The sequence below is a fragment of the Streptomyces sp. NEAU-sy36 genome, assembly GCF_013423905.1.
Lineage (GTDB): Bacteria > Actinomycetota > Actinomycetes > Streptomycetales > Streptomycetaceae > Streptomyces > Streptomyces misionensis.
In genome coordinates this window covers 2,262,489-2,281,036 of sequence record NZ_CP058977.1, presented here as the reverse complement: position 1 = coordinate 2,281,036, position 18,548 = coordinate 2,262,489, and the positions used below count along the sequence as shown (strand labels likewise).

Annotated in this window: 18 protein-coding genes and 7 tRNA genes; 11 read left to right on the top strand and 14 right to left on the bottom strand. The window is 72.4% G+C overall.

From position 1 onward, the window contains the following. The first annotated feature begins 132 nt into the window (after window positions 1-132). A complete protein-coding gene (locus HZZ00_RS10410; protein WP_180331918.1) occupies window positions 133-2,331 on the top strand; it encodes an elongation factor G-like protein EF-G2 in 2,199 nt (732 codons plus the stop codon). Window positions 2,332-2,518: 187 nt separating this feature from the next. Beyond that, window positions 2,519-4,165 (top strand): hypothetical protein, encoded by a 1,647-nt coding sequence (locus HZZ00_RS10405; RefSeq protein WP_180331917.1) that lies wholly within the window; start codon window positions 2,519-2,521, stop codon window positions 4,163-4,165. A 75-nt stretch (window positions 4,166-4,240) separates the two neighbouring features. Here the strand turns inward: HZZ00_RS10405 and HZZ00_RS10400 are convergent, their stop codons facing one another. The 4 genes from HZZ00_RS10400 to HZZ00_RS10385 all read right to left on the bottom strand — a co-directional run bounded on the left by HZZ00_RS10400 (window position 4,241) and on the right by HZZ00_RS10385 (window position 8,740). Next, window positions 4,241-4,801, bottom strand: a complete 561-nt coding sequence (locus HZZ00_RS10400) for an HIT domain-containing protein (RefSeq protein ID WP_180331916.1) — start codon at window positions 4,799-4,801, stop codon at window positions 4,241-4,243. A gap of 74 nt (window positions 4,802-4,875) precedes the next feature. Beyond that, window positions 4,876-6,852: a threonine--tRNA ligase gene (thrS, locus tag HZZ00_RS10395; RefSeq protein ID WP_070030091.1), complete on the bottom strand. Its 1,977-nt coding sequence runs from the start codon at window positions 6,850-6,852 to the stop codon at window positions 4,876-4,878. 113 nt (window positions 6,853-6,965) lie between these two features. Then, on the bottom strand, window positions 6,966-8,177 hold the full coding sequence (locus HZZ00_RS10390; protein WP_180331915.1) for a hypothetical protein: 1,212 nt from the start codon (window positions 8,175-8,177) through the stop codon (window positions 6,966-6,968). Continuing rightward, window positions 8,174-8,740, bottom strand: a complete 567-nt coding sequence (locus HZZ00_RS10385) for a DUF4365 domain-containing protein (RefSeq protein WP_180331914.1) — start codon at window positions 8,738-8,740, stop codon at window positions 8,174-8,176. Before HZZ00_RS10385 ends, HZZ00_RS10390 begins: the two co-directional genes overlap by 4 nt. A gap of 169 nt (window positions 8,741-8,909) precedes the next feature. Between HZZ00_RS10385 and HZZ00_RS10380 the strand changes: the two genes are divergently transcribed. Beyond that, on the top strand, window positions 8,910-9,635 hold the full coding sequence (locus HZZ00_RS10380; protein WP_074991827.1) for a 3'-5' exonuclease: 726 nt from the start codon (window positions 8,910-8,912) through the stop codon (window positions 9,633-9,635). Window positions 9,636-9,702: 67 nt separating this feature from the next. Here HZZ00_RS10380 and HZZ00_RS10375 read toward each other — a convergent pair. The 4 genes from HZZ00_RS10375 to HZZ00_RS10360 all read right to left on the bottom strand — a co-directional run bounded on the left by HZZ00_RS10375 (window position 9,703) and on the right by HZZ00_RS10360 (window position 11,025). Further along, window positions 9,703-9,774 (bottom strand) — tRNA-Val (locus tag HZZ00_RS10375). A gap of 39 nt (window positions 9,775-9,813) precedes the next feature. After that, a complete protein-coding gene (locus HZZ00_RS10370) occupies window positions 9,814-10,260 on the bottom strand; it encodes an SRPBCC family protein (RefSeq protein ID WP_180331913.1) in 447 nt (148 codons plus the stop codon). A gap of 214 nt (window positions 10,261-10,474) precedes the next feature. Further along, window positions 10,475-10,546, bottom strand: a tRNA-Val gene (locus HZZ00_RS10365). 83 nt (window positions 10,547-10,629) lie between these two features. After that, window positions 10,630-11,025, bottom strand: coding sequence for a TIGR02611 family protein (locus HZZ00_RS10360; RefSeq protein ID WP_180331912.1), 396 nt, complete (start codon window positions 11,023-11,025; stop codon window positions 10,630-10,632). Between the two features lie 190 nt (window positions 11,026-11,215). Between HZZ00_RS10360 and HZZ00_RS10355 the strand changes: the two genes are divergently transcribed. After that, on the top strand, window positions 11,216-11,629 hold the full coding sequence (locus tag HZZ00_RS10355) for an SsgA family sporulation/cell division regulator (protein ID WP_004002642.1): 414 nt from the start codon (window positions 11,216-11,218) through the stop codon (window positions 11,627-11,629). Window positions 11,630-11,916: 287 nt separating this feature from the next. Next, window positions 11,917-12,486 carry a CGNR zinc finger domain-containing protein gene (locus HZZ00_RS10350; protein ID WP_070030096.1) on the top strand — a complete coding sequence of 190 codons (570 nt, stop codon included), beginning with the start codon at window positions 11,917-11,919 and terminating at the stop codon, window positions 12,484-12,486. 732 nt (window positions 12,487-13,218) lie between these two features. Here the strand turns inward: HZZ00_RS10350 and HZZ00_RS10345 are convergent. Both HZZ00_RS10345 and HZZ00_RS10340 read right to left on the bottom strand, forming a co-directional pair. Then, window positions 13,219-13,371, bottom strand: a complete 153-nt coding sequence (locus HZZ00_RS10345; protein ID WP_167381394.1) for a hypothetical protein — start codon at window positions 13,369-13,371, stop codon at window positions 13,219-13,221. A gap of 164 nt (window positions 13,372-13,535) precedes the next feature. After that, on the bottom strand, window positions 13,536-13,970 hold the full coding sequence (locus HZZ00_RS10340; protein WP_180331911.1) for a hypothetical protein: 435 nt from the start codon (window positions 13,968-13,970) through the stop codon (window positions 13,536-13,538). Between the two features lie 212 nt (window positions 13,971-14,182). On the opposite strand from HZZ00_RS10340, the gene HZZ00_RS10335 reads away from it, so the two are divergent. Continuing rightward, window positions 14,183-14,707, top strand: a complete 525-nt coding sequence (locus HZZ00_RS10335) for a DsbA family protein (protein ID WP_180331910.1) — start codon at window positions 14,183-14,185, stop codon at window positions 14,705-14,707. A 64-nt stretch (window positions 14,708-14,771) separates the two neighbouring features. Here the strand turns inward: HZZ00_RS10335 and HZZ00_RS10330 are convergent, their stop codons facing one another. From HZZ00_RS10330 to HZZ00_RS10320, 3 genes are read right to left on the bottom strand one after another with little or no spacing between them, the layout of a single operon-like run. Next, on the bottom strand, window positions 14,772-15,593 hold the full coding sequence (locus tag HZZ00_RS10330; RefSeq protein WP_180331909.1) for an N-acetyltransferase: 822 nt from the start codon (window positions 15,591-15,593) through the stop codon (window positions 14,772-14,774). 58 nt (window positions 15,594-15,651) lie between these two features. After that, window positions 15,652-16,473 carry an aminotransferase class IV gene (locus HZZ00_RS10325; protein WP_180333450.1) on the bottom strand — a complete coding sequence of 274 codons (822 nt, stop codon included), beginning with the start codon at window positions 16,471-16,473 and terminating at the stop codon, window positions 15,652-15,654. Next, window positions 16,470-17,525: a chorismate-binding protein gene (locus HZZ00_RS10320; protein ID WP_180331908.1), complete on the bottom strand. Its 1,056-nt coding sequence runs from the start codon at window positions 17,523-17,525 to the stop codon at window positions 16,470-16,472. The genes HZZ00_RS10325 and HZZ00_RS10320 overlap by 4 nt, the downstream gene beginning before the upstream one ends. A gap of 178 nt (window positions 17,526-17,703) precedes the next feature. On the opposite strand from HZZ00_RS10320, the gene HZZ00_RS10315 reads away from it, so the two are divergent. The 5 genes from HZZ00_RS10315 (at window position 17,704) to HZZ00_RS10295 (ending at window position 18,186) form a co-directional block, all read left to right on the top strand. Next, window positions 17,704-17,776, top strand: a tRNA-Gly gene (locus HZZ00_RS10315). 38 nt (window positions 17,777-17,814) lie between these two features. Beyond that, a tRNA-Cys gene (locus HZZ00_RS10310) sits at window positions 17,815-17,888 on the top strand. A gap of 1 nt (window position 17,889) precedes the next feature. Continuing rightward, window positions 17,890-17,961 (top strand) — tRNA-Val (locus HZZ00_RS10305). 52 nt (window positions 17,962-18,013) lie between these two features. Then, a tRNA-Val gene (locus tag HZZ00_RS10300) sits at window positions 18,014-18,085 on the top strand. Between the two features lie 29 nt (window positions 18,086-18,114). Then, window positions 18,115-18,186, top strand: a tRNA-Val gene (locus HZZ00_RS10295). A gap of 51 nt (window positions 18,187-18,237) precedes the next feature. On the opposite strand, the gene HZZ00_RS10290 is transcribed toward HZZ00_RS10295, so the two are convergent. Further along, a complete protein-coding gene (locus HZZ00_RS10290; protein ID WP_180331907.1) occupies window positions 18,238-18,540 on the bottom strand; it encodes a zf-TFIIB domain-containing protein in 303 nt (100 codons plus the stop codon). Between the last annotated feature and the right edge of the window lie 8 nt (window positions 18,541-18,548).

The following is an 18,548-nucleotide window of genomic DNA, read 5'->3' as shown; positions in this document are numbered from 1 at the left end:
CGGGTCCGTCGTATGGACGCGAGGTGACGGGAGTGGAAAGCTCGAATAACCGCGGGCGTCGCCGAAGCCGCCACAGCACGCGGTTCGCGTGTCCGCGCCCCGATGACCTCACCGTGTACGGGAGGCAGGATCATGGGCGACAAGACTCAGACACACCCCGGGGCCGCCGGCAGGGCTCTGGCGGCCGACCAACCCGCGTCCGTACGGAATGTGGTGCTGGTCGGCCACTCCGGAGCGGGCAAGACCACGCTGGTGGAGGCCCTCGCGCTGACCGCGGGGGCGGTGAACCGGGCGGGCCGCGTGGAGGACGGCGGCACCGTCTCCGACTACGACGAGATAGAGCACCGGCAGCAGCGCTCGGTGCAGCTGTCCCTGGTGCCGGTCGAATGGGACGGCATCAAGATCAACCTCCTCGACACCCCCGGCTACGCGGACTTCGTCGGGGAGCTGCGGGCCGGTCTGCGCGCCGCGGACGCGGCCCTCTTCGTCGTCTCGGCCTCGGACGGGGTGGACGGCTCGACCCGCATGGTGTGGGAGGAGTGCGCGGCCGTCGGCATGCCCCGCGCCATCGTGGTCACGCACCTGGAGGCGGCCCGCGCCGACTTCGAGGAGATGACCCGGATCTGCGCGGAGGCCTTCGGCGGCGACGATCCCGACGCCGTGCTGCCGCTGTACCTGCCGCTGCGCGGCCCCGAGGGCCCCGACGGGCACGCCCCTGTGACCGGGCTGGTGGGGCTGCTCTCCCGCAAGCTGTTCGACTACTCGTCCGGCGAGCGCAAGGAGTCCGAACCCGGCCCGGACCAGCTGCCGGACCTGGACGAGGCCCGCAACCGGCTCATCGAGGGGATCATCGCCGAGAGCGAGGACGAGACCCTGATGGACCGCTACCTCGGCGGCGAGCAGGTCGAGGTCAAGACCCTGGTCCAGGACCTGGAACGGGCCGTGGCGCGCGGCAGCTTCTTCCCGGTGCTGGCCGCCGCCCCCGCCGCAGAGGGCGCCCGCCAGGGCCTGGGCACGGTGGAACTGCTGGACCTGATCACCGGCGGCTTCCCCACCCCCTTCGAGCACGCGGTGCCCGGCGTGACCACCCCCGACGGCGCCCCGCGCGAACTCGTGCCCTGCGACACCGAGGGGCCGCTGGCCGCCGAGGTCGTCAAGACCGCCTCCGACCCCTACGTCGGCCGTATCTCCCTGGTCCGCGTGTTCTCCGGCACGCTGCGACCCGACCAGACGGTGCACGTCTCGGGGCACGGTCTGACCGACCGGGGCCACGAGGACCACGACGTGGACGAGAAGATCGGCGCCCTGTCCATGCCCTTCGGCAAACAGCAGCGGCCGGTCACCCACGCGGTCGCCGGCGACCTGGTGTGCGTGGCCAAGCTCACCCGCGCCGAGACCGGCGACACGCTCTCCGCGAAGGACGACCCGCTCCTGATGGAGCCCTGGCAGATGCCCGACCCGCTGCTCCCGGTCGCCATCCGGGCGCACAGCAAGGCCGACGAGGACAAGCTGTCGCAGGGCCTGTCCCGGCTGGTCGCCGAGGACCCCACGATGCGTCTGGAGCAGAACCAGGACACCCACCAGGTGGTGCTGTGGTGCCTGGGCGAGGCGCACGCGGACGTCGCGCTGGAACGGCTGCGCAGCCGCTACGGCGTCCAGGTCGACGTCGTCCCGCACAAGGTCTCGCTGCGGGAGACGTTCGCGACCAAGGCGGCCGGGCGCGGCCGGCACGTCAAGCAGTCCGGTGGGCACGGCCAGTACGCCATCTGCGAGATCGAGGTGGAGCCGCTGCCGGGTGGCTCGGGCATCGAGTTCGTGGACAAGGTGGTCGGCGGCGCGGTGCCGCGCCAGTTCATCCCGTCCGTGGAGAAGGGCGTGCGGGCCCAGGCCGCCAAGGGCGTCGTCGCCGGGCATCCGCTCGTGGACGTGCGGGTCACGCTGCTCGACGGCAAGGCGCACTCGGTGGACTCCTCCGACGCCGCGTTCCAGACGGCGGGCGCGCTCGCCCTGCGCGAGGCCGCCGCCGACGCGAGGATCCATCTGCTGGAGCCGGTCGCCGAGGTGAGCGTGCTGGTCGGCGACGACTACGTGGGCGCCGTGATGAGCGATCTGTCGGGCCGGCGCGGCCGGCTCCTCGGCACCGAGCAGGTGGGTTCCGGACGCACCCTGATCCGCGCCGAGGTCCCCGAGTTCGAGATCGGCCGGTACGCCGTCGACCTGCGCTCGCTCTCGCACGGCACGGCCCGCTTCGACCGGGCGTACGCACGGCACGAGCCGATGCCGCCGCAGATCGCCGAACGCATTCGCGAGCAGGGCGGGGACGACGGTTAGGTCCCTTCTCCGGGCGGACGGCTTCGGTCGTCCGCCCCTCGCTCGCCGGTGGTGGCGGATACCCTGGCCACCTGGGCACCTCGTGCGCGGGCCGACCGGTTTTCGGCACGTGTGCGGGCCCAACAGGTGTGCGGGGCAGGGAAGTCGGGAAGGCCGCAGAGCGACACCGGCGGCGATGGGGGCGGGAATGTCGTTTGGAACGGAGTGGGACGGGCCCCAGGTGCCCGTCTCGGGCGACGGCCAGCAGGCGGCGACGGCCGCCCTGGCCTCCGCGGCCTACCGGGACGACAAGGTCGTGAAGATCAAGGAAGCGGACAACGAGTGGCACCAGTCCACCGTGAAGCCGGGCAGGATACGGCTGTTCGAACCGAACCTGGGCGAGGCGTTCTCGCGGGCCGTCGTGGACCGCATGCTCGGTCCGGGCCGTAAACCGCTCATCCAGTCCTTCGGGTCCGAGCCCCAGTTCGTGGTGGAGCACTGTCTCGCGGCCAACAACATCCGCCGCGAGCGCGACAACCGGCTGACCGCCGTGACGGTGCTGTGCGGCCTGCTCTTCCTGCCGGGGCTGATCGCCTGGCTGCTCGTCTTCCAGCTGCGGGCGTTCGTCGCCAAGCGGGACGACAAGCGGGCCGGCACCCTGGCCACCGTGCTGCTGCTCGGCGTGGCCGTGCTGGCCGTGCTGTTCCTGATCCGGACGCCGTTCAGCGGCTTCTGGGCGTGGTACGCGCGGGCGGCCGTGGTGCTCCCGGTGATCGGCTGGTACGTGGCCAAGCAGATCTGCGAGCGCACCGCCAAGGACCTGCGGGCCCGCTGGGACGGCCTGCTGTCGGGCAGCAGCGTCGGCATCAAGGTCCCCGAGGCCGTGCCGCGCGGCCCCAACCAGACCGCGGCCGACACCCTGCGCGAGTCCCTGGCCCGGCTCACCGCCGAGCAGCAGTCCAACTCGGTCTTCTACGCCGGCCCCAAGGGCATACTCGGCATGGGCACCCGCTGGGGCTCCTGGCAGCTCGCCGAGGACCTGGTGCCCGCCGACCCCGGCCGCGAGATCCACCCCTTCCGCAGCTGGGACGTCATCCGCGCGATCCACGACCAGCTGACCCTGCTGGAGCGCGGCCCGCTGAACACCGGAGGCTTCCCCAAGCCCTCGGTCAAGCACTGGATCGTCACCCCGATCGCCGAGAAGGCCGGGGCGGTGTCCCGGCCCGAGGGCACCGATGTGGAGGCCTTCCAGGTCAAGCCGCACGCGATACAGGAGATCTGCAACAAGCAGCAGTTCGGCAAGGGCGACCGGCACTACCTGGGCGTGCAGTGGACGCTCTGGGACGGCCAGCTGGTGATCACCATGATGATCACGGTCACCGTGCTGCACGAGACGCTGCGCATCGAGGTCACCGGACACGCGCTCGGCCCGGTCAACGGACTGTTCTGGAGCAAGCCGGAGGCGCCCACCAAGGAGGTCAGCAAGACCTTCAAGCCGTGGGAGACCCGCAAGGTCAGCCTGCCCCTGATGACCACCGACGAGGTCGTACGTCTCGCCGTGCGCGCCCCGCTGACCTGGTACCCGCCGCTGCTCAACTGGCTGGGCGGCTCCCTGGGCCTGCCGGAGCCGTTCGGTCTGCGGCACGCGTGGGCCGACCAGCCGTGGCGGCACCGCTTCATGGCCGACGACGCGCTGCGCGCGGCCACCCCGGTGCTGCGGGTGGTGCACTCGGCCGCGATCAAGGTCCTCGCGGAGCACGGCGTGAACACGGAGAAGTTCGGCAGCCGGTCGTCGGCGCTCAGCGGCGCGATCCAGGACCCCACGCCGAAGAAGGCGGACCTGTACGACGCGTGACGCGCACCCCCGGACACGGCGAGGGCGCCCCCTTCGGCGAGGGGGCGCCCTCGGCGCGTCGGCGCGCGGCCCGGTCTACGCCGACGGCCAGGCCCGCGCCAGCATCGCGCGGGTGTCGGCCAGCAGCTGCGGGAGCACCTTGGTGTGCCCCACCACCGGCATGAAGTTGGTGTCGCCGCCCCAGCGGGGCACGATGTGCTGGTGCAGGTGGGCGGCGATGCCGGCGCCCGCCACCGTGCCCTGGTTCATGCCGATGTTGAAGCCGTGCGCGCCGGAGGCGGTGCGCAGCGCGGTCATCGCCTGCTTGGTCAGCTCGGCCAGCTCGGCGGTCTCCGGCCCGGTCAGCTCCGTGTAGTCGGCCACGTGCCGGTAGGGCACGGTCATCAGATGGCCGCCGTTGTACGGGTAGAGGTTGAGGACCGCGTAGACGTGTTCGCCACGGCGGACGATCAGCCCGTCCTCGTCGGACTTCGCCGGTATCGAGCAGAAGGGACAGCCGTCGTCGGCTCCCGGGCCGCTCGGCTTGTTCTCACCCTGGATGTACGCCATCCGATGGGGCGTCCACAGCCGCTGGAACGCGTCCTGCGTGCCGACCCCGATCTGCTGCTCCGGCTCACTCGTCATGCTAGGCAGCATATGGCGTGCTGCCCCGGTACAGGCCAGGACCCCCGGCGACCGAAGTCCGCCCGGGGGCCCGTGCCGGCCGGGGGTCAGACCTGGGCGCGCTCCGCCACGACCTTGGCGATCTTGGCGATGGCCTCGTCGACCGGGATGCCGTTCTCCTGCGAGCCGTCGCGGTAGCGGAAGGAGACCGAGCCGTTCGACATGTCCTCGTCGCCCGCGATGACCATGAACGGCACCTTCTGCTTCTGCGCGTTCCTGATCTTCTTCTGCATGCGGTCCGAGGAGGCGTCCACCTCGACGCGCAGCCCCTGCTTGCGGGCGGCCGCGGCGAACTTCTCCAGGTACTCGACGTGGGCGTCGCCGATCGGGATGCCGAGCGCCTGCACCGGCGCCAGCCACGCCGGGAAGGCGCCCGCGTAGTGCTCCAGGAGGACCGCGAAGAAGCGCTCGATGGAACCGAACAGCGCGCGGTGGATCATGACCGGACGCTGCTTGGAGCCGTCGGGGCCGGTGAACTCCAGGTTGAACCGCTCGGGCAGGTTGAAGTCGAGCTGGATGGTCGACATCTGCCAGGTACGGCCGATGGCGTCCTTGGCCTGCACCGAGATCTTCGGTCCGTAGAAGGCCGCGCCGCCCGGGTCGGGGACGAGGGGCAGCCCCTGCTTCTCGGCGACCTGGCGCAGGGTCTCGGTCGCCTCCTCCCAGACCTCGTCGGAGCCGACGAACTTCTCCGGGTCCTTGGTGGACAGCTCCAGGTAGAAGTCGGTCAGGCCGTAGTCCCGCAGCAGGCCCAGGACGAAGGTGAGCGTCTTGTCCAGTTCCTCGGACATCTGCTCGCGGGTGCAGTAGATGTGCGCGTCGTCCTGCGTGAAGCCGCGGGCGCGGGTCAGGCCGTGCACGACGCCCGACTTCTCGTACCGGTACACGGTCCCGAACTCGAACAGACGCAGCGGCAGTTCGCGGTACGAGCGGCCGCGCGCGTCGAAGATCAGGTTGTGCATCGGGCAGTTCATGGGCTTGAGGTAGTAGTCCACGCCCTCGTCGAGCTGCATGGGCGGGTACATGCCGTCGGCGTACCAGTCCAGGTGGCCCGAGGTCTCGAAGAGCTTCCCCTTCGTCGCGTGCGGGGTGTAGACGAACTCGTAGCCCTCCTCCTCGTGGCGGCGGCGCGAGTAGTCCTCCATGACCCGGCGGATGATGCCGCCCTTGGGGTGGAAGACGGCGAGGCCGGAGCCGATCTGCTCGGGGATGGAGAAGAGGTCCAGCTCGGCACCGAGCTTGCGGTGGTCGCGCTTCTCGGCCTCGGCGAGGAACTCCAGGTACGCCTTCAGCTCGTCCTTGGACGGCCAGGCGGTGCCGTAGATGCGCTGGAGCATCGGGTTCTTCTCGCTGCCGCGCCAGTAGGCAGCCGCGTTGCGCATCAGCTTGAACGCCGGGATGAGCCGGGTGGAGGGCAGGTGGGGGCCGCGGCAGAGGTCCTTCCAGCACAGCTCGCCGGTCTTGGCGTCCAGGTTGTCGTAGATCGTCAGCTCGCCGGCGCCGACCTCGACGTCCGCGCCGTCGTCGTGCGACGCGGAGCCCTTGAGGCCGATCAGCTCCAGCTTGTACGGCTCGTCGGCCAGTTCCTCGCGGGCGGCCTCGTCGGTGACCACGCGGCGGGCGAACTTCTGCCCGCGCTTCTGGATCTCCTGCATCTTCTTCTCGATGGCCTTGAGATCCTCGGGCGTGAACGGCTTCTCGACGTCGAAGTCGTAGTAGAAGCCGTCCTTGACCGGCGGGCCGATGCCCAGCTTGGCCTCCGGGAACAGCTCCTGCACGGCCTGCGCCATGACGTGCGCGGTGGAGTGGCGCAGGATGTTGAGGCCGTCCTCGGACGTGATCTCCACGCCCTCGACCTCGTCGCCGTCGACGAGCGCGTACGCGAGGTCCTTCAGCTCGCCGCCCACGCGCGCGGCGATGATCGAGCGCTCGCCCGCGAAGAGGTCGGCGGCCGTAGTGCCCGTCGTCACCACGCGTTCTTCCCGCTCGGAATCGCGTTGGATGATCACACGGACGTCTGACACCGGTCTCTCCTGACTGAAGGTGGGTGCGGCGCCATACCAGGAGCGCGCGCACAGGCGATCGTACCGACCCGAGGGCACCGACCGCGAAACGGTCACCTTCGGTCGCCGTCCGCTCACGCCTCCCCGCAGGCCTCCTCGAAGAAGTCCAGGTTCCCCTGGAGGGATTTCAGCAGCCGGTCGCGTTCGGCCTCGTCGACCTGGACGGGGACGACGCCGGAGACGCCGGTGAGCCTGCGGAAGCCGCCGCGCCGCTCCAGCCGGCCGTGCACCCGCACCGGGAGGCCGACGAGATGGGCGTGGCCGGCGATGCGGTAGTCCTCCTCGTCGAGGGTGACCCGCACGTGCGTCACCTCGGCGCCGGCGAGGACGCGTAGCCGTACGGTGCCCTCGCCGCCGGGGCCCGAGCGGCGCATGCGCACGACGGCTCCGGTGATCCGCGCGGGTACGGAGGTCTCCTCGCGCAGGTAGCGGGCGGCGGCCTCGCGCAGTACGGGCAGGTCGCCGGGGGAGAACTCGACGGGTTCGGCGGCCGGGGCGCAGCCCTCGGGGACGCCGGCGGCGGGTGCCCAGGCGACGGCGATCCTGGCCCCCTCGGTGCCGCGCACCAGCGCGGTGAGCGCCTCGGTCAGCTCGCGGCTGACGCCGGCCTCGACGGCGCCGTCGAAGGCGTCCATGCCGCCGGTGGCGCGGCGGTAGTCGATGGCCTCGCGGGCGGCGTACAGGGCCTGGTGGAGGCGGACGGCGAGGGGACGGCCCGCGGGCACCGGCACGAAGGCGGTCAGCGGGCGGCCCTCGGCGGCGGGGCCGACGAGGACGTCCTGGAGGAGTTCCGCGGCCGCGCGGCGGTGCCGGGCGCCGTGGTACCCGGCCCGGGCGCGGGTGGCGAGCGCGGCGGCGAGCAGCATCTGCCGTGCGGCGCCGCGCAGTTGCTCGTCGCGGCCCCACGGCGCGGCGCCGGCCGGTCCGTTCGGTACGTCGCGCCACCAGCGGATCTCGTCGCTGGGCCGGGCGAGGGAGATCAGCACCTCGCGGGCGGCGGGGGTGTCGCTGCGGGCGAGGGCGTCCAGGGCCTCGCCGAGCAGGTCGTCGCTGTCGGGGAAGGCGCGGCTCTCGGGGACCAGCAGGCTGGTGGCGGCGCCCGGGCCGGGCGGGGTCCAGCGGCCGTAGCGTCCGGCGGCCCCGCCGCGCCGCTGCCAGCCGTGCCGCCGCAGGAGGGCGCCGAGCACCGCGGGGTCGACGTCGGCGGGGCGCGGCGGGCCGTCGCCGGGGCAGACGTCGGGGTGCGGTCGCGGCGGCACCGGTTCCTCGGGGGGACGGTTCCTCATGGTCTGCCTCCCGTCCCGACACGGGTCATGATCTCGCACAGCGCCCGGTCGTCGAAGATGCGTGTGGTCGGTATGCGCACGGTGGTCCGGTGCCGGCCGGTGATGGGGTGGCCGGCCAGGTTGACCCAGTAGCAGCAGTGCCTGAGGTCGAGCCGGTCGTGGCCGGCGCGCAGCCAGTCGTCCTGGGAGCGCGGGACCAGCATCACGACGAGGATCTTGTGCACCGAGACGGGGGTGCGGGCGAGCTTGCGCAGGTGGTCGTTGTCGAGGGTGAAGGAGAAGGTGCGGCCCGGCGGGTGGGGGGCGATCTGGTACGTCGCCTTCAGCTGCACCTTGATGGTGACCTCGTCGTCGACGGTGTGGCCGGGCGCGCTGTGGCTGACGTGCCAGTCGATGCCGTTGTCCGGGAAGGGCTGGGACAGCGAGCAGCCGGCCGCGGCGGCGACCGCGTGCAGATAGCCGACCTGCAGTGTCTCCATGCAGGCGGTGGTGGCGAGCGTGCCGCGGTGGGGGTGCGTGCGTTCGGGCAGCAGCCCGCCCCGCTCGGGCTGCAGAGTGGCCATGTACCAACAGCCTTCCAAGCCAAGGCTTTTCCCGGTGCGGGCCGCTGAACTGCAAAGACCCGTACTGCTGTTGTCTCCTCGCGGCGTACGGCGCAAACGGCCCGGGTATCACCAAATGGGCAGAAGACGGGAGGTCAGCTGCCGCGGCTGGACGAGGAGTTGGGCTGGGATGACGTACTGGTACGAGGGGCCGCTGGCCGCCTTCGACACGGAGACAACGGGTGTGGACGTCGAGACCGACCGGATCGTGTCGGCCGCCGTCCTGGTCCAGGACGCCCCGGGGACCGTGCCGCGGGTGTCGCGCTGGCTGGTCGATCCGGGGGTGCCGGTGCCGGCCGAGGCGACGGCGGTGCACGGGCTGACGCAGGAGCACCTCCAGCGCAACGGCCGCTGGCCGGCCCCGGTGATGCTGGAGATAGCCGAGCTGCTGGCGGAGCACGCGGCGCGGGGCCGCCCGCTGGTGGTGATGAACGCGCCGTTCGACCTGACGCTGCTGGACCGGGAGTTGCGCCGGCACCGGGCGTCCTCGCTGGAGCAGTGGTTCCCGTCGGTACCGCTGCGGGTGCTGGACCCGCGCGTGCTCGACAAGCACCTGGACCGCTACCGCAAGGGGCGGCGCACGCTGACCGATCTGTGCGAGCACTACGGCGTGACATTGGAGGGCGCGCACGACGCGGCGGCGGACGCGCTGGCGGCGCTGGAGGTCGTCCGGGCACTGGGCCGCCGTTTCGCGACCCGGCTCGAACGACTCTCCCCCGCCGAGCTGCACGCCCTCCAGGCCGACTGGCACGCGGCGCAGGCCCGGGGCCTTCAGGCCTGGTTCGCCCGCAGCGGCTCGGAGGAGACGGTCAGCACGGAGTGGCCGGTACGGCCGGGGCTGCCCGCGGCCGCCTAGGCCGGTCGCCCCGGGTGTCCGGACAGCGGAAGAGCCGGTCCGCTGCTGCGGACCGGCTCTCTCCCGGTGGGCGATACTGGGTTCGAACCAGTGACCTCTTCGGTGTGAACGAAGCGCTCTCCCACTGAGCTAATCGCCCGGGAACGCACTGAACAATACAGGTCCGGACGGCGATCCTTCAAACCGCCCGCAGACGGCGCAGCAGTCCGCGGTGTCCGGCCCGCATCATCAGGCGGTGGTTGACGCGGAAGACGGCGCGGCCGGGCACGGCGAGCCGCCGCAGCAGGGGCTTGCGCACCTCGACCTCCTGGTCGTAGCGGGCGAGCGTGCCGGGGCCCGCGGCGGTGACGGTCCAGCGCGCCCAGCCCTCGATGTCGCCGCTCATGGCGATCTCCAGGATCCCGGCGGCCGGGTCGCGCCGGGTCGCGCGGGCGGTGAAGGTCATGGCGTACGGCAGTGCCGAGCGGATGGTGAGGATGCCGGTGGAGTCGTCCAGCCGGGTCACCGAGCGCACCTGGGGCCACCAGCGGGGGTAGTCCTCGGGCCGCTCCAGCGCGGCGTAGACGGCGGCCGGCGGCGCGGGCAGGGGCCACAGGCTGTGAAAGCGGTAGTGGTTCCAGTCCATGCGCGGAGTCTGCCCGTCCCGACGCCGGGGGTGCTGATTCAGGCTCAGTTTCTGTTCGAATGCGGGCGGTTGCGGGGCCGGGAAATTCTCCGGGCTCGCCGCGCCGGACGGGAAAGCCGGGCGGTTTTTCCGGAAAAGCCGCGCGTTTTCCGCCGGTTGCTCTTCGATACGCCGACGGCCCATCCGCTGTTCGCGGATGGGCCGTCGGTCCGGGTGGGCGATACTGGGTTCGAACCAGTGACCTCTTCGGTGTGAACGAAGCGCTCTCCCACTGAGCTAATCGCCCGGGCGCAGGAAGAACATTACCCCATGTCAGGGGGTGCCCCCGACCACGGTCCGCGGCGGTGCGCGGACGGGCGGGGGCGCGGCTCACCGGCGCTCGATCTTCCAGGGCAGGACGGGGCCGTAGCGCCACAGGTAGATCGCGCCCAGCACCCCGGCGATCACCACGGCGATCACGGTCAGCGTGATGTTGCGGCGGCGCACCTCGGGCTGCAGGGCACGCTGGGCCGCCTCGGTGACCTTGCGTTTGGTCCAGCGCAGCACGAGCTGGGCCCAGACGAACTCGGTGGCCCAGATCGCCATGCCCGCGAAGATCACCACCCAGCCGGGCCCGGGCAGGGCCAGCATGAGCACACCGGCGGCCACCACGGCGAGGCCGACGACGAAGACGCCCACCTGCCAGCCGCGGTGCAGGATCCGGCGGGACCGCACGAATTCCGGCGCACGGGAACCCAGCCCCGACTCGTCACTCCCCGTATTCATACGGACAAAGCTACCCGAGTGATTCAGATCACCGGAATGGGCGTAGATCCGGTACGAGTTCTCGGCCGGAAGAGTGTCGTAAACACACGCAAAACCCTCAGAGGGGTTTACAACGGCACCGTAGGTGGCATGTCGATTTCGCCGACGTGCGAATCCCCGAGCGCACACTGAGCGAAAGGCCCTGGCGCTTATGAACACCACGGTCAGCTGCGAGCTGCACCTGCGCCTCGTTGTGTCGAGCGAGTCCTCCCTGCCTGTCCCCGCAGGCCTGCGGTACGACACGGCCGACCCCTACGCCGTGCACGCCACCTTCCACACCGGAGCCGAGGAGACCGTCGAGTGGGTGTTCGCCCGCGACCTCCTCGCCGAAGGGCTGCACCGGCCCACCGGTACCGGCGACGTCCGCGTCTGGCCGTCCCGCAGCCATGGTCAGGGCGTTGTCTGCATCGCCCTGAGCTCCCCGGAGGGGGAGGCGCTGCTGGAGGCCCCGGCGCGGGCCCTGGAGTCCTTCCTGAAGCGGACCGACGCCGCCGTGCCGCCCGGCACGGAGCACCGGCACTTCGATCTGGATCAGGAGCTCTCGCACATCCTGGCGGAAAGCTAGCCCGCGGCCCTTCCGAGCAGCCCGGCGCCGTCCACTCGGGGAGACGGCTCGGGCCACACAACCGCATACGGCACGGGCCGGCGCCGTCACCGTGAGCGCTCACGGAAGCGGCGTCGGTCCGCCGGCGCGTGTCGCAGGCGCTCGCCCCGGTCCGGGAACCCGTCGGCCCCCGAAGCCGTTCTTACGGGGCGTCGGGGCCGGAGAGCGCCGGTGCGCCGGGCGCGCTGTCGCTACCATCGGCCAGCATCGGCGGGCGCCCGCCCGACCCCCAGGCCAGGGAGCGAAACGTGCTGATCACCCATGACACCCGGTGCGCGCTCGACACCGTGGTGGATCTGGTGAACACCGCGCCGGAGGACGAGACGGCGGCGGACGCGCTGCCGGATGTGCCGGCCCTCGCGGACTTCATCCGGAAGCACGAGATCAGCGACGTCGGGGTGCTGTCGCAGGCCGATCTGTCGGGCGTGCGGGAGATCCGGGCGCGGTTCGCGGCGATCTTCGAGGCGGCGGACGCGCGGTCCGCCGCCGGGCTGATCAACGAGCTGGTGGCGGCGGCGGGCACCACCCCGCGGCTGACCGACCACGACGGCTACGACTGGCATGTGCACTACTTCGCCCCGGGTGCCTCCGTGGCCGACCACCTCGCCGCCGACTGCGGGATGGCGCTGGCCTTCTTCGTGGTCGCCGGGGAGGAGGAGCGGCTGCGGCGCTGTGAGGCCCCGGACTGCCGGCGTGCCTTCGTGGACCTCTCCCGCAACCGCTCCCGCCGCTACTGCGACAGCCGCACCTGCGGCAACCGCCTCCACGTGGCGGCGTACCGGGCCCGCCGGAAGGAGGCGACGGAAGCGACGGGCTGAACCGCGACGGCGCCGGGGCGCCGCGCGAGTCGTCCGCCCGTCAGCGATCACGGCGGGAGTGCCGGCCGGGGCACCGGCCGGAGGGCAGCCGTCGGTGCGGAGGGTACTGGCGTGTACGGACACATGCCGCCTCCCGCGAGCGCGGAGGGGCCGCCGGGCCGCCGCTGTGCGGCGCAGAGCGTGGCGGCGGAAGGCCGGGCGGCGAGTGAGCCGCGATGGTCGTGCGGAGGCCGGGACGAGGCGTCCACGGGCGGCTCGGGCCTCCGGGGGCCGGGGGCCGGTCCGCTCCGGCGGGAAGGAGCGGCGGGGCGGCCGAAGCGGTCCGGTGGGGCCGGAGACGTGCAGCCGTGTGTTCGGACAGGGCGGTGGCAGCCGTCGCTGGCCGAGCCACGCGCGGGACCGGGGCACGGCCGGGCGCCGCACCCGGCACGCAGGAGTGCGGTGCCGGCTGTCGTCCGCCCCGGCCACCTTCCGCGGGCGAGCAGGCACCGATCAGGAGGCCGTCCCCGACTTTCGGCGGCCAGGGCCGCCGACGCCGCCCGTCGGCCCGTCGACGTGTCGCTCCGGGCCCTCGCCGGATACGTCGCGGCTCGCTCTGCCGCCGGGGCGGCCAGGTCTGGAGCGGTTCGCGGGTGGGTCGTGACGCGTCCCGGAGAGTGGCGGTCTGCCTGCCGGGAGGCCGGGCGGGCGACGTCGGTCCCGGCGGGTGGCGCCGGGACGGACGTGTACGGCTCACAGCAACAGCAGATCGTGCAGCGCAGCCATGAGGATCAGACACCCGATCACCGCTAGGAAGATCATCAGCGGTGGCTGGGAAAGGGCGAAGAGGCACCCGCGCGGCTCGTCCTTCGGCGGCGCGGCCTCGCTCTGTGTCGTATCCACCATCTCGCGGCCGATGATGGCGCACCGGGGAGCCCCTCGGCGATCAACACTCGCGATCTTGCGGGAGTTCGCCGAATACCGTGATCTCTCGTCCGGCTCGCTTCGGCTGGTGAACGTTTCCGCACGTCCGGGGACCCACTGTGTCGCACCGGTCAGTCATGTGACTGTCATATGCCGTGCTTCTTGAGGATGGCCTCGATGTCGCTGAAGTCGTCACCGGCGGACGAGGAGCGGGGGGCGGCGGCCGGGCGCCGGTCGCCGCGCAGGGCCGGTGCGGAGGACGTGGGCGCCACCGCGCCCGGCCGGGCCTCGGGTGCCGCCCGGCGCTCCCCGCCGGTGGCGCCGGCCCTGCGGCGCTCCACCGCGCGGGTGCCGGTGAACAGCAGCCAGGCCGCGCCCAGCACCCCGAAGCCCGCCCACGCGGTGGGGCTGAAGGCGGTGTCGGCGAGCCAGCCGACGACGCCCGTCATCACCAGGCCGACCGGCACCAGCGAGTAGGCCGCGATGCGGGCCGCCGACAGGAAGCGCCTGCGGTACGCGGTGACCACCGCTATGCCCAGGCCGGCCGCGGACACGGCGGAACAGACGGTCTCGGCAATCATCCGGTCCTCCTGGCGGGCTCGGTCGAGGGAAAGGGCACGCGCGGGGCGCCCCGGCCCGACCGAGGTGCGGCGCTTCGTCCCTTCCATCCTGCACCGCCCGGCCCGCGCGGGGCCATGCTCCGGCCGGAGATCAGGGAGATCTCCGGGTCGTCTCCTCCTGCGGTCCCATGGTCGGATTGGGGCGGTCGCGGGCGGCCTGGGAGACTGGGCGCATGAGCGACTCCTCCCCCGTGCGCACCGGTCCCGTCGTCCTCGACGTCTGGTGCGAACTCCAGTGCCCGGACTGCCGCACCGCCCTGGACGACGTGCGCGCCCTGCGCGCCCGCTACGGCGACCGGCTCGACGTACGGCTGCGGCACTTCCCGCTGGAGCGGCACAAGCACGCCTTCGCCGCCGCCCAGGCCGCCGAGGAGGCGCAGGCGCAGGGCAAGGGCTGGCCGTATGTGGAGGCCGTACTGGAGCGGGTCGAGAGGCTGGACCGCGAGGGAGAGCCCTTCCTGGTCCAGGTGGCCCGTGAACTCGGTCTGGACGCCGAGGAGTTGGACACCGCGCTGATCGACGGCCGGCACATCCTGATCGTGGACGCCGACCAGGCGGAGGGCAAGGCGATCGGCGTGACCGGCACCCCCACCTACGTCATCGGCGGTCACCGGCTGGACGGCGGCAAGAGCCAGGAGGGGCTGCGCGAACGGATCGAGGAGATCGCGGACGGGCTCCTCGCCGGAGAGGACGCCTGAGTCCCGGCGGGGCCCGGAACGCCTGGGCCCGGCCGGGTACCGGGCCCCGCCGGGTACGGCCGGGCTACACCAGCGGCTTCGACAGGGAGCGGCTGGTCGTCTCGTAGCCGAGGGACTCGTACAGCCGCTCGGCCGGGGTGTTGCCCGCGAAGACGTTGAGGCCGAGCAGCCGGTGCCCGGACTCCAGGGCCTGGCGCTCCGCGAGGAGCATGAGGGTGCGGCCGTGCCCCCGGCCCCGCAGGGCGGCGTCGGCCTCGACGTCGTACACGTACGCCCTGGCCTCCCCCAGGGCGAGCCACAGGGTGCCGGCCCTGGTGCCCTCGTGCTCCAGGACGCTGAAGAGCATGCCCTCGGTCGCGAGGCCGTGCGGCAGCAGCCGGGCGTGGTCGTCGCGGGCCTTGGCGCGGGCGGTCTCCTCGGGGACGCCCCGCTCGGTCCACATACGGGTGTAGCGCTCGCTCTCGCGGGCCCGCCAGGACGCGAACTCGGCCTCGGTCATGGGCCGCGGGCGACTGCCCGGCGGCAGCGCGGGCGGGGCACCCAGGCGTTTCTCCATGCCGCGGTTGCGCAGCGTGTAGCCGAGGGCGGCGAACAGGCGCAGGGCGACGTCCCCCGGGGCCGGGACGACGGTCTCGATCTGCCGGCAGCCCCAACCGCGCGCCACCTCCTCCGCGGCGAGCGCGGCGACCGTGCCCCGGCCGCGGCGCCGGTCGGGCTCGGCGATCGTCAGGTCCTCGATGCGGGCCGTCGAGGCCCCGAGGGAGGGCGAGGTGCCGAGACGGATCTCGCCGACGGGACGGCTGTTCACGCACACCTGGTAGCGGCGTGAGCGGGTGCCGTCGGGGTGCTGCTGGAGCGGCTCGGCCGGCCGCAGGGTCGTGGTCATCACAGGTGTTCTACCCACGGCGGACGGCCGAGTCGGCCGTACCGCCGGATCGCGGGGCTCACGGGTCGAGGTCGTCCCCGGACCGCTCGTCGAAGACGCGCATCGCCTTGGCGGTCACCGGGCCCGGGGCGCCCGGGAGTTCGCGGTCGTCGACGCGGTGCACGGCCTGGATGTCGCGCAGGGTCGAGGTCAGGAAGATCTCGTCGGCGCGGGTCAGGACGTCCAGCGGGAGGTCGGTCTCCTTGGCGCCGGTCCACTCGACGGCCAGGGCGCGGGTGATGCCGGGCAGGCAACCGGAGGCGATCGGCGGGGTGTGGATCTCGCCGTCGAGGACGACGAAGACGTTGGACCCGGTGCCCTCGCAGAGCCTGCCCACGGTGTTGCCGAACAGTGCCTCGGAGGCGCCGTGTTCGTGGGCGCGGGCGAGGGCGACGACGTTCTCGGCGTAGGAGGTGGTCTTCAGACCGGTGAGCGCGCCGCGCTCGTTGCGGGTCCAGGGGACGGTGATCACGGCGGTGGTGTCGGGGCGGCGGCTGGTCTCGCCGAGGGCCACCACGAGGGTCGGGCCGTGTGCGCCGCGGTCGGAGCCGAGCGGGCCGTGGCCGCCGGTGTAGGTGATCCGCAGCCGGCCGAGCGGCATCGGGTTGGCGGCCAGGACGGCGGCGCAGGCCTCGCGGATCTCGTCGTGGTCGGGGTCGGGCAGGCCGAGGCCCCGGGCCGAGCGGGTCAGCCGGTCGAGGTGCCGGGTGAGGGCGAACGTCCGGCCGTGGGCCGCCTTCACGGTCTCGAAGATGCCGTCGCCGACCGTCAGCCCGTGGTCGAAGACGGAGACCCGGGCGGATTCCGTGTCCCGCAGCCCGCCGTCCAGCCAGATCTTCATGCGCACGCCTCTCCACTCTCCTCGTACGCCCCCGACGCTACCGTGAGCAGCCGGGACGCCTTCAGCTCGGTCTCCCGCCACTCCCCCTCGGGGTCCGACCCCCAGGTGATGCCGGCGCCGGCGCCGAAGCGCAGCACGCCCTCGGCCCGGTCGAGCCAGAAGGTGCGGATGCCGACGGCCAGCTCGCCGGTGCCCCGGTCGGCGTCCACCCAGCCGATGCCGCCGCAGTAGGGGCCGCGCGGGACCGGTTCCAGCTCCTCGATGATCCGCAGCGCGCTGGACTTGGGCGCACCGGTCACGGAGCCGGGCGGGAAGGCGGCGGCGAACAGCTCGGGCCAGCCGGCACCGGGGCGCAGCTCGCCGCGGACGGTGGAGACGAGGTGGACGAGTCCGGGGTGCTTCTCCACCGCGCACAGGTCGGGGACGGTGACGCTGCCGGTGGCGCAGACGCGCCCGATGTCGTTGCGGACCAGGTCCACGATCATCACGTTCTCGGCGTAGTCCTTCTCCAGGAGGTCCGCCTCGGTGCGGCCGGTGCCCTTGATGGGGCCGGACTCCACGGTCCGCCCCTCCCGGCGCAGGAACAGCTCGGGGGACGCGGTGGCGATCTCCACGCCGTGCCCGGGCAGCCGGATGGTGCCGGCGTACGGCGCCGGGTTGCCCCGGGCCAGCAGGGCGGTCAGGGCGTCCACGTCGGCGTCCGGGGGGACGGGCGCGCTGAGCACCCGGCAGAGGTTGGCCTGGTAGACCTCGCCGGCCGCTATGTACGCGCGGATGGTGCGCACGCCCGCGGTGTACGCGGCGCGGTCCAGGGAGGAGACCCAGTCCCCCACCGCGGGACCCCGCCAGCCGCCGGGCACGGGGGCGGGCACCGGCGCCCGGCGCACGTCCGCGAAGCGTGCGCAGGTCAGGCGGCCCTCGAAGTCCGCGCACACGGCCCAGAAACCGCTGGAGTCCAAGGCGGCGGGATCGCTGGTGACGTCGAGGAGGCCGGTGGCGAGTCGGTCGCCGAAGCGGGCCAGCGGTGGCAGTCCGGAAGGGTGGTGGAGCACGTGGCCGAGTCTAGGTCGGGTGTCCGACGGGTGGCCCGGGGATGTCCCGGAGGGGGCCCCGACCGCCGCCTCCGCCGGGTGCACCGCAGCACGCTGCGCAAACGCGTTTTTGTACTGGCCCGGGAATCCGCTAGAGTTCAACACGTCGCCGGGACGCGGAAGCGGACCGAAACGACAGGCGGACGTAGCTCAGTTGGTAGAGCGCAACCTTGCCAAGGTTGAGGTCGCGAGTTCGAGCCTCGTCGTCCGCTCGAAGGAAGTAGGGGTCTTCCCGACCCCCTACACTCCTGGTGGAGTGGCCGAGAGGCGAGGCAACGGCCTGCAAAGCCGTCTACACGGGTTCAAATCCCGTCTCCACCTCCAAGGACGATTAGCTCAGCGGGAGAGCGCTTCCCTGACACGGAAGAGGTCACTGGTTCAATCCCAGTATCGTCCACTGGATCTTCGACTCGTTCGTAAGATCCGCGGATCCGATGGGTCCGGACCCCGCGCGATTAGCTCAGCGGGAGAGCGCTTCCCTGACACGGAAGAGGTCACTGGTTCAATCCCAGTATCGCGCACCGACGGTGATCCGAGGATCACGGTCCGCGGACGATTAGCTCAGCGGGAGAGCGCTTCCCTGACACGGAAGAGGTCACTGGTTCAATCCCAGTATCGTCCACACGCCCAGAAGCCCCCGGCCACCTCGTGGCCGGGGGCTTCCGCGTTCCGCCTAGCTGGAGAACAGCATGTGGGTGAAGCTCCGGCGGTGGTGTTCGTGGTGCCCGTGGTGCTCGTGGTGCTCGTGGTGGTGGCCGCCGTACGGGGCGCCCCAGGCGGGGGCGGACGGGGCCGGGTACGGCTGGGCGGCGGGCGGGGCCGGCGGCATCGGCTTGGACCACTGGGACTCCAGCTGGGTCAGGGCCTCCAGCTCGCCGTAGTCGAGGAAGATGCCGCGGCACCCGCTGCACTGCTCGATCTGGACGCCGCTGCGGTTGTACGTCTGCATGGGTGCGTGGCACTTCGGACAATGCATCGTCGGCT

Coding starts and splice junctions, on each gene's coding strand:
- HZZ00_RS10410 (WP_180331918.1), top strand. CDS start 133: ATGGGCGACAAGACTCAGACACACCCCGGGGCCGCCGGCAGGGCTCTG.
- HZZ00_RS10405 (WP_180331917.1), top strand. CDS start 2,519: ATGTCGTTTGGAACGGAGTGGGACGGGCCCCAGGTGCCCGTCTCGGGC.
- HZZ00_RS10400 (WP_180331916.1), bottom strand. CDS start 4,801: ATGCTGCCTAGCATGACGAGTGAGCCGGAGCAGCAGATCGGGGTCGGC.
- HZZ00_RS10390 (WP_180331915.1), bottom strand. CDS start 8,177: ATGAGGAACCGTCCCCCCGAGGAACCGGTGCCGCCGCGACCGCACCCC.
- HZZ00_RS10385 (WP_180331914.1), bottom strand. CDS start 8,740: ATGGCCACTCTGCAGCCCGAGCGGGGCGGGCTGCTGCCCGAACGCACG.
- HZZ00_RS10380 (WP_074991827.1), top strand. CDS start 8,910: ATGACGTACTGGTACGAGGGGCCGCTGGCCGCCTTCGACACGGAGACA.
- HZZ00_RS10370 (WP_180331913.1), bottom strand. CDS start 10,260: ATGGACTGGAACCACTACCGCTTTCACAGCCTGTGGCCCCTGCCCGCG.
- HZZ00_RS10360 (WP_180331912.1), bottom strand. CDS start 11,025: ATGAATACGGGGAGTGACGAGTCGGGGCTGGGTTCCCGTGCGCCGGAA.
- HZZ00_RS10355 (WP_004002642.1), top strand. CDS start 11,216: ATGAACACCACGGTCAGCTGCGAGCTGCACCTGCGCCTCGTTGTGTCG.
- HZZ00_RS10345 (WP_167381394.1), bottom strand. CDS start 13,371: ATGGTGGATACGACACAGAGCGAGGCCGCGCCGCCGAAGGACGAGCCG.
- HZZ00_RS10340 (WP_180331911.1), bottom strand. CDS start 13,970: ATGATTGCCGAGACCGTCTGTTCCGCCGTGTCCGCGGCCGGCCTGGGC.
- HZZ00_RS10335 (WP_180331910.1), top strand. CDS start 14,183: ATGAGCGACTCCTCCCCCGTGCGCACCGGTCCCGTCGTCCTCGACGTC.
- HZZ00_RS10330 (WP_180331909.1), bottom strand. CDS start 15,593: ATGACCACGACCCTGCGGCCGGCCGAGCCGCTCCAGCAGCACCCCGAC.
- HZZ00_RS10325 (WP_180333450.1), bottom strand. CDS start 16,473: ATGAAGATCTGGCTGGACGGCGGGCTGCGGGACACGGAATCCGCCCGG.
- HZZ00_RS10290 (WP_180331907.1), bottom strand. CDS start 18,540: ATGCATTGTCCGAAGTGCCACGCACCCATGCAGACGTACAACCGCAGC.